The following is a 6743-nucleotide window of genomic DNA, read 5'->3' as shown; positions in this document are numbered from 1 at the left end:
GCTAATGTCCGACTGGGGTTCGATCATCGCCTTCGACTTATCGGCCCCGAACCCCGGTAGGGTTCGCATGCAAATCCGTCGGCATCGCCATCCATGCTCGCACGATAGGACGGCTCCCAAAAGCCTATGGCTTCGTGACGATTTGCGCGGGCTTGATTGCATCCGGCGTAGTGCTGATCGTTGGTCCGCTTCATCCACTCGGACTGGAGCGCAGCCTTTCCCGGCGCATCGGGCATCAAGGCGTAGGTCGTTCCGCTAAAGAATGCGGCAAACACGCAGGCAGGGGTGAGCCATGTCGCAAGCCGAGCCTGTCGGTCCTTCCTTGAAGCCATTCGCCAAGGATTGATCTCCAAGCCTTGCCAGATCGTCAGCCGTTATGGTGAACGTGCTCGCCGCTGCTCCGTCCGCAGACGCGCTCGGTTTGGGTGTCGGCGACATGGACAAGTTCGAGTGCGCGCGCATCGGCCCTTGGTGACCAGAGGCGGACGCCTCCGCATTCCGATTGGGGTCGAAGGCGGGTCTTGGCCCTAGCCTGAAACCCTAAGCCGCCGCCTTCTGCTGGAGCAGGCCCTTGAGCAGCTCCATGGTCTCGGGCGAGTTGGCCAGCGCCTCCCGGGTCTCCGGGGCGCGGGCCATTTTCATGACCTCGACCCTGGCCCTGTCGGCGACGGGCCCCGTGGGGCCGGCGTCGCCTTGGGCCAGCTTGATCAGCACGGAGATTTTCTGGGGCAGGGGCGCGGGCGCGCGGACCAGCATGGCCACCAGGCGCGCGTCGGCCTCGATCATGCCGCCCACCTCGCCCAGGCGCGTGCACAGCGGCTCGTAGTCCTCGACCACCAGGCCCGAACGGACCAGGGCCTTCTGCAAGCCGGCCAGGGCGGAAAGCTTGGCGGCGGCCGAGTCCGGTCCCTGGCGCAGTTCGCGCTCGAAACGCAGGGCCAGGACGTTGGCCGACAGCCAGCGCGAGGCCATGCGCTTGTTGACCGCGCCCATGACGTTCTCGGCCAGGCGGATCAGCATCTGCACCTCCTCGCGCGACGATCGGTCGCGGCCGAGCAGGGATTCGATGAACTCGCCGTTCAGCAGGGTCTTGGACCGGGTGGTGAAGGCGCTGGTGATGTCTTCGGGCGGCAGGATGCGGCCCGCGGCGGCCGTCAGGCTCATGGCCAGGGCGCGCAGGAACTCGATCTCGGCCTCGGCGTCGGACGGCTTGAGGCGGCGCACGCCGTTCAGCTCCTTGAGCACCCGCTGGGCGATCGACATCCGCACGGCGGGGAATTCCTCGCCGCTCAGCCAGTCGCACAGGCGCTTGGCCGTGCCGTTCAGCTCGGGCATGCAGTTGCGCACCCCGGCCTCGATGCGGATCAGGGCCTCGACCTGGGCGCCGCCCGCCAGGCGGGTCATGGCGGCCAGGGTCGTGCCCAGGTCGGCGTCGTTGGCGCCCAGCAGGTCGGCCATGCCGGCCTTGGAGCCGATGATCTCGGCCAGGGGCGTTTCGATGGCGGCCAGGGCGGTGGCGCGGGCCTTGGGGTCGCTGGGGGCGGCGTCGGCCAGATCGAGCAGGCGGGCCAGCTTTTCGGACCAGTTCTTGCCGGGCGCGATCGAGGCGGCCACGCCCGCGCCCAGCAGGAAGGCGCGGTCGGGATCGCTGGCCAGCCGCTCGGCGGCGCGCGCGAAGCCTTCGGTGTCCAGGTTGGGCAGGTCGCCCTTCTTGAACGCCTTCATCAGGTTGGCGACGGTGCGCTCGACCAGGCCCTGGAAGGTGCGGATCAGTTCGTGGACGCTCAGGCCCCGGGCCTCGGCCTCGGGAATGGCGATCTTCTGCAGGGCGTGCTGCAGATCGGTGCCGGAGGCTTCCAGCTTCTCGACCAGGTCGGGGCGGTGCAGCAGCTCGAACGGGGTGGCGTGGTGACGGTCCAGCCAGGCTTCCAGCAGCCGGCCGATGCGGTCGCGGGCGTGGGCGGTGTAGAGGTCGGACGGCTGGACGCAGAGGGGCTCGAGGTCCTCCTGCTGCTTCTTGGGCTTGCCGCCGTCGACCTGGCCCTTGGTGAAGATCGAGATCGACTTGTATTCGCGGGTCGCGACGTCGAGGGTTTCCTTGCTGACCCGCACGGCGACGGCCCGGCCTTGCTCGAGGGCCTCCTCGGCGGTCTGCAGGGCGTGGGTGCGGATTTCGGTCGCCATGTCGAGCGTCCACTGCGCGCCGACCTTGCGGCGCACGAACAGCTCGTAATGGACTTGGTCGCTCATCGGTAAAAGGCTCCCCCAAGCTGCGTTATGGGATACAAGACCTTAAGGCGAGGTTGCCGCCGCCCGCTGGGCCAAGGCCTTGCGACGCCAGCGCCGCATTCGCGCCACGCTGGGGCCGCAAAAGGCCGGGAAAGCTTAGCCGACCCGCGCGTTGTAGCGGGCGACGCCGGTCGATAGTATCGGCAGGCACTGTGAAAGGACCCTTGGGGCTCGATGGCCGATATTACTCTCATCGACGACGACGAAAACATCGTCGCCTCGGTTTCGTTGGCTCTGGAAAGCCATGGTCACGTCGTGAAGGCCTATTACGACGGCGCCTCGGGGCTCGACGCGGTCGAAAGCCAAGCGCCCGACCTGGTGATCCTGGATGTCAAAATGCCGCGGATGGACGGCATGGAAGTGCTGCGCCGCCTGCGCCAGACCACCGAGATCCCGGTGATCATGCTGACCTCCAAGGACGACGAGATCGACGAGATCCTGGGCTTCAACCTCGGGGCCGACGACTACATCCACAAGCCGTTCAGCCAGCGCCTGCTGCTGGAACGGGTCAAGGCCGTGCTGCGCCGGGCGCGTCCCGAGGAAGAGGACGCCAACGCCGCGCCGGGCTCGGCCAATTCCAAGATCATGAAGCGCGGCAAGCTGACGCTCGATTCCGCGCGCCACGACAGCCTGTGGGACGGCAAGCCGGTGCGCCTGACCGTCACCGAGTTCCTGCTGCTGCAGTCCCTGGCCCAGCGTCCGGGCTTCGTGAAGAGCCGCGACAACCTGATGGACGCGGCCTACGACGATCAGGTCTATGTCGACGACCGCACGATCGACAGCCACATCAAGCGCATGCGCAAGAAGTTCCGCCAGGTCGATCCGGAGTTCGATTCCATCGAAACCCTCTATGGCGTCGGCTACCGATATCGCGAATCCTGATCGCGAGATGGCCAGGCGGTCCGGGCCGGAAGGCAAGCCGAAGCGGCGGTTGACCCGGCCCGCGCTCGCCTGGCCCAAACTCGCCTGGCCCAGGGGTTCGCGCCTGGGCCGGCTGATCATCGGGCTCAACCTGCTGGCCTTGGCGGTGCTGCTGGGCGGGGCGCTGGTGCTCAACGAGCTGCGCAGCGGCCTGATCAACACCCGCATCGACAGCCTGACCACCCAGGGCGAGCTGATCGCCAACGTGATCGACCTGGCCGCCACGGTCGGCGATCCCGAGCCGCGCCTGGCGCCCGACCGGGCCAGCGACATCCTGCAGAGCCTGTTCATCCCGCGCTCGCAGCGCGCGCGATTGTTCGACGCTCAGGGCAATCAGCTGGCCGATTCCTACGTGGTCGCCGACCGGGTGGAGTCCCGGGTCCTGCCGCCGGCCCGCAAGCCCGGCCAGCCGGCCTTCGGTCTGCCGACCAGCGATCCCGACACCAAGCCCGAAACCGCCAAGGCGGCCCGCGAGGCCCTGGCCGCCGAGATCGCCCAGGCCAAGCTGGGCGAGCCGGTGGCCGGGATGCGCATCGACGAGATGGGCGAGCGGGTGGTGTCGGTGTCGATCCCCATCCAGCACGTGCGCGCGGTGCTGGGCGTCCTGACCCTGGAGGCCGGCGACATCGACCAGATCATCGCCGCCGAGCGCAAGGCCCTGCTGCCCTTCGCCCTGATCGCGATCGCCACCACCCTGATCTCGTCGTTCCTGCTCAACCGCCTGATCGCCCAGCCCGTGCTGCGCATGGCCCGGGCCGCCGATCGGGTGCGGCTGGACGGCGCCCGGGCGATCTCCCTGCCCGACATCTCCGATCGCAAGGACGAGTTGGGCGACCTGTCGCGGGCGCTGGAGGAGATGACCGACTCGATGTCCGAGCGGATGGACGCCATCGAACGCTTCGCCGCCGACGTCGCCCACGAGATCAAGAACCCCCTGACCTCGATCCGCTCGGCGATCGAGACCCTGGACCTGGTGACCGATCCCGCCGCCCGGGCCCGGCTGCTGGGCATATTGCAGCAGGACGTCACCCGCCTGGACCGGCTGGTCACCGACATTTCCAATGCTTCCAGGCTGGACGCGGAGCTGTCGCGCGAGGCGCCGCGGGCGTTCGAGCTGAACCTGCTGCTGGCCGAGGTGATCCACCTCTACGAGGCCCAGCTGCGCCCGGGCCCGGCGCCGGGCAGCGTGCGGGTGACCTTCGACGCCGCGGCCGCCCCGCAACACGCCCGGATCGTGGCGCGCGAGACCCCGATGGGGCAGGTGTTCCGCAACCTGATCGACAACGCCCGCTCGTTCAGCGCCGCCGACGGCGAGGTGCGGGTGACCCTCAAGCGCGATCCAGGCCTGCGCGACCATCACAACCGGTTGATCGTCACGGTCGATGACGACGGCCCCGGCGTGCCGCCCGACAATCTGGAGACCATTTTCGAGCGGTTCTACACCTCGCGGCCCAAGGGCCAGGCGTTCGGCGGCAATTCGGGCCTGGGCCTGTCGATCGCCCGCCAGATCATCGAAGCGCACGGCGGAACCCTGCGCGCAGAGAACCGCAAGGACGCCGAGGGCCGGGTGGTCGGCGCGCGGTTCCGCATCGACCTGCCCGAAGCGGCCGTGAACCATCCCCATCACGGCGGCCAACGCGACGGCCAACGTGATGGGGGACCTCGCGAATGATCCGCCATGGGGGGTTGATCGCTCGCCGGGTCGCCGGGATCTGGCGCGGCGCCCTGATCGAGGGCCCGTCGGGCGTCGGCAAGAGCGATCTGGCGCTGCGTGCGCTGGACCAGGGCTTCGTCCTGGTCGCCGACGACCGCACCCTGGTGTTCGTTTCGGGCGGCGAACTCTACGGTCGCGCGCCGGACGCCCTGGCCGGACTGGTCGAGGCGCGGGGCCTGGGCGTGCTGCCCCAGCCCTATCGCCCGTTCTGCCGGATCGATCTCCTGGTGCGCTGCGTGGATCGGCCGCAGGCGGTGGAACGGCTGCCCGACCCCATGTTCGAGATCATCGAAGGCGTTTCCGTGCGCGTTCTGGACCTGTGGCCTCTGGAACCCGCCGCGCCGGGGAAAATCAGACGGATGTTTGAGCATCTTGGAGTCGCCGACTAACAAGCGTATCAAGGCGGCCCGCGCGGCCCTCCCTCGCCGCCACGGGTTATGGGGATCCCGTTTGAGAGATCAGGCATGATCGGGCTCGTGATAGTCACACACGGGCGGCTGGCGGAGGAGTTCGTCTCCGCCATGGAGCATGTGGTCGGACCGCAGAGCGCGGTCGCGGCCATCTGCATCGGCCCGGAAGACGACATGGAACGCCGCCGGTCGGACATTCTGAAGGCGTGCGCCGCCGTCGACCAAGAGGGCGACGGCGTGATTCTGCTGACCGACATGTTCGGCGGCACGCCGTCGAACCTGGCCATCTCGGTGATGGAGCAGACCAGGGCCGAGGTGATCGCCGGTCTGAACCTGCCGATGCTGATCAAGCTGGCCAGCGTGCGCCAGCGCGAGACCCTGCAGGCCTGCGTCGCCCATGCCCAAGAGGCTGGACGCAAATATATCTCCGTGGCCTCCTACGTGCTCGCTGGGGAAAAGTGAGTCGCATGGCGGCGCGCACGGTCGAGATCGTCAATGAGCGGGGCCTGCACGCCCGCGCCTCGGCCAAGTTCGTCAAGCTGGCCTCGGGCTTCGACGCCGAGGTCACCGTCGCCCGCGACGGGACCAGCGTCGACGCCCGCTCGATCATGGGCCTGATGATGCTGGCCGCCGGCATCGGCTCGACCATCGACATCGCCGCCGAGGGCCCCGAGGCCGACGCCGCGGTCGAAGCCCTGACCGAGCTGGTGTCGAATAGGTTCGACGAGGAACGGTAAGCAGTTTTCGCGTCTTAAACGTGTAGAACGTTTCTATTTTATTTTTCCGGGATGCTCCTTTTTGAGCGCTTTGATGTAATTATTGCATTGATCGCTCGACGGTGGACACTTATCGAGCCAATATTTGGCGTCATTATATTTTTCTTGCTGAACTAACAGGAAGGAAAGCCATACTATGCTTTCTTCATCGCCAGCCTGTGCGCCCTTTAGGCACCAATATTCAGATTTTTTATTATCTCCAGCATCGTAATTGATCATGCACAGCCTAAATGCGGAGTCAATGTCGCCGGCGATAAAGGCATTTTCGTAGATTTCTCGAGCTTTATTTGTATTCTTTTCAAACTTAACTGTATGCTCACCTCTTCCTGCCATTCCTCTCTCGTAAAGAAGAGCAATCCTGTTTAAAGCGAAAGAGCATTTTCTTTGACTTGATAAATTGTACCAGTAAAGTGCGCGTTCAGCATCGGGAGCCACGCCGTTTTCGCCATCATCATAGTAGTTTCCGATGGAAGTTGCGGCGATACCGCTTCCGGCATCTGAAGCTCTTTTAAGCCAAGCTAAAGCCTTGTCAGGCTGTTTTCTACGTTCGTATATAATTCCCAGCCCGTTCATGCCTCTCAAGTTTCCGCTGGAAGCTGACGCAGAAAACAACTCAAACGCTTTCTCTTCATC

At 65.9% G+C, this 6743-nt stretch carries 8 protein-coding genes; 5 read left to right on the top strand and 3 right to left on the bottom strand.

Annotated elements, in window-relative coordinates; all coding sequences use genetic code 11:
* Nucleotides 1-23: 23 nt before the first annotated feature.
* Together WAL33_RS09755 and WAL33_RS09750 are read right to left on the bottom strand one after the other, a co-directional pair.
* Nucleotides 24-194, bottom strand: coding sequence for an excalibur calcium-binding domain-containing protein (locus WAL33_RS09755; protein ID WP_422180850.1), 171 nt, complete (start codon nt 192-194; stop codon nt 24-26).
* 346 nt (nt 195-540) lie between these two features.
* Nucleotides 541-2250, bottom strand: a complete 1710-nt coding sequence (locus WAL33_RS09750; protein WP_422180848.1) for a hypothetical protein — start codon at nt 2248-2250, stop codon at nt 541-543.
* A 213-nt stretch (nt 2251-2463) separates the two neighbouring features.
* Here WAL33_RS09750 and WAL33_RS09745 point away from each other — a divergent pair, with 213 nt between their 5' ends.
* The 5 genes from WAL33_RS09745 to WAL33_RS09725 all read left to right on the top strand — a co-directional run bounded on the left by WAL33_RS09745 (nt 2464) and on the right by WAL33_RS09725 (nt 6071).
* A complete protein-coding gene (locus WAL33_RS09745) occupies nt 2464-3171 on the top strand; it encodes a response regulator transcription factor (protein ID WP_422180846.1) in 708 nt (235 codons plus the stop codon).
* A 7-nt stretch (nt 3172-3178) separates the two neighbouring features.
* On the top strand, nt 3179-4882 hold the full coding sequence (locus WAL33_RS09740; protein WP_422180844.1) for an ATP-binding protein: 1704 nt from the start codon (nt 3179-3181) through the stop codon (nt 4880-4882).
* Entirely contained in the window at nt 4879-5313 is a 435-nt protein-coding gene (locus tag WAL33_RS09735) for an HPr kinase/phosphorylase (RefSeq protein WP_422180842.1), read from the top strand. The genes WAL33_RS09740 and WAL33_RS09735 overlap by 4 nt, the downstream gene beginning before the upstream one ends.
* Before the next feature lie 75 nt (nt 5314-5388).
* Complete coding sequence (locus WAL33_RS09730) at nt 5389-5796, top strand: PTS sugar transporter subunit IIA (RefSeq protein WP_422180840.1); 408 nt, start codon at nt 5389-5391, stop codon at nt 5794-5796.
* Nucleotides 5793-6071 carry an HPr family phosphocarrier protein gene (locus WAL33_RS09725; RefSeq protein ID WP_028039473.1) on the top strand — a complete coding sequence of 93 codons (279 nt, stop codon included), beginning with the start codon at nt 5793-5795 and terminating at the stop codon, nt 6069-6071. The genes WAL33_RS09730 and WAL33_RS09725 overlap by 4 nt, the downstream gene beginning before the upstream one ends.
* A gap of 33 nt (nt 6072-6104) precedes the next feature.
* Here WAL33_RS09725 and WAL33_RS09720 read toward each other — a convergent pair.
* The coding region (locus WAL33_RS09720; RefSeq protein WP_422180838.1) for a tetratricopeptide repeat protein at nt 6105-6743 on the bottom strand (639 nt) is incomplete at its 5' end.

The organism is Caulobacter sp. (genome assembly GCF_049283275.1).
Classification (GTDB): domain Bacteria; phylum Pseudomonadota; class Alphaproteobacteria; order Caulobacterales; family Caulobacteraceae; genus Caulobacter.
Note: the sequence above shows the minus strand (reverse complement) of the source record. Positions and strands in the feature narration are given on the sequence as shown.

Bases quoted from the DNA above. Each gene is read 5' to 3' on its own strand.
- WAL33_RS09735 (WP_422180842.1), top strand. From the start codon at position 4,879: ATGATCCGCCATGGGGGGTTGATCGCTCGCCGGGTCGCCGGGATCTGG.
- WAL33_RS09750 (WP_422180848.1), bottom strand. From the start codon at position 2,250: ATGAGCGACCAAGTCCATTACGAGCTGTTCGTGCGCCGCAAGGTCGGC.
- WAL33_RS09755 (WP_422180850.1), bottom strand. From the start codon at position 194: ATGAAGCGGACCAACGATCAGCACTACGCCGGATGCAATCAAGCCCGC.
- WAL33_RS09745 (WP_422180846.1), top strand. From the start codon at position 2,464: ATGGCCGATATTACTCTCATCGACGACGACGAAAACATCGTCGCCTCG.
- WAL33_RS09740 (WP_422180844.1), top strand. From the start codon at position 3,179: ATGGCCAGGCGGTCCGGGCCGGAAGGCAAGCCGAAGCGGCGGTTGACC.
- WAL33_RS09730 (WP_422180840.1), top strand. From the start codon at position 5,389: ATGATCGGGCTCGTGATAGTCACACACGGGCGGCTGGCGGAGGAGTTC.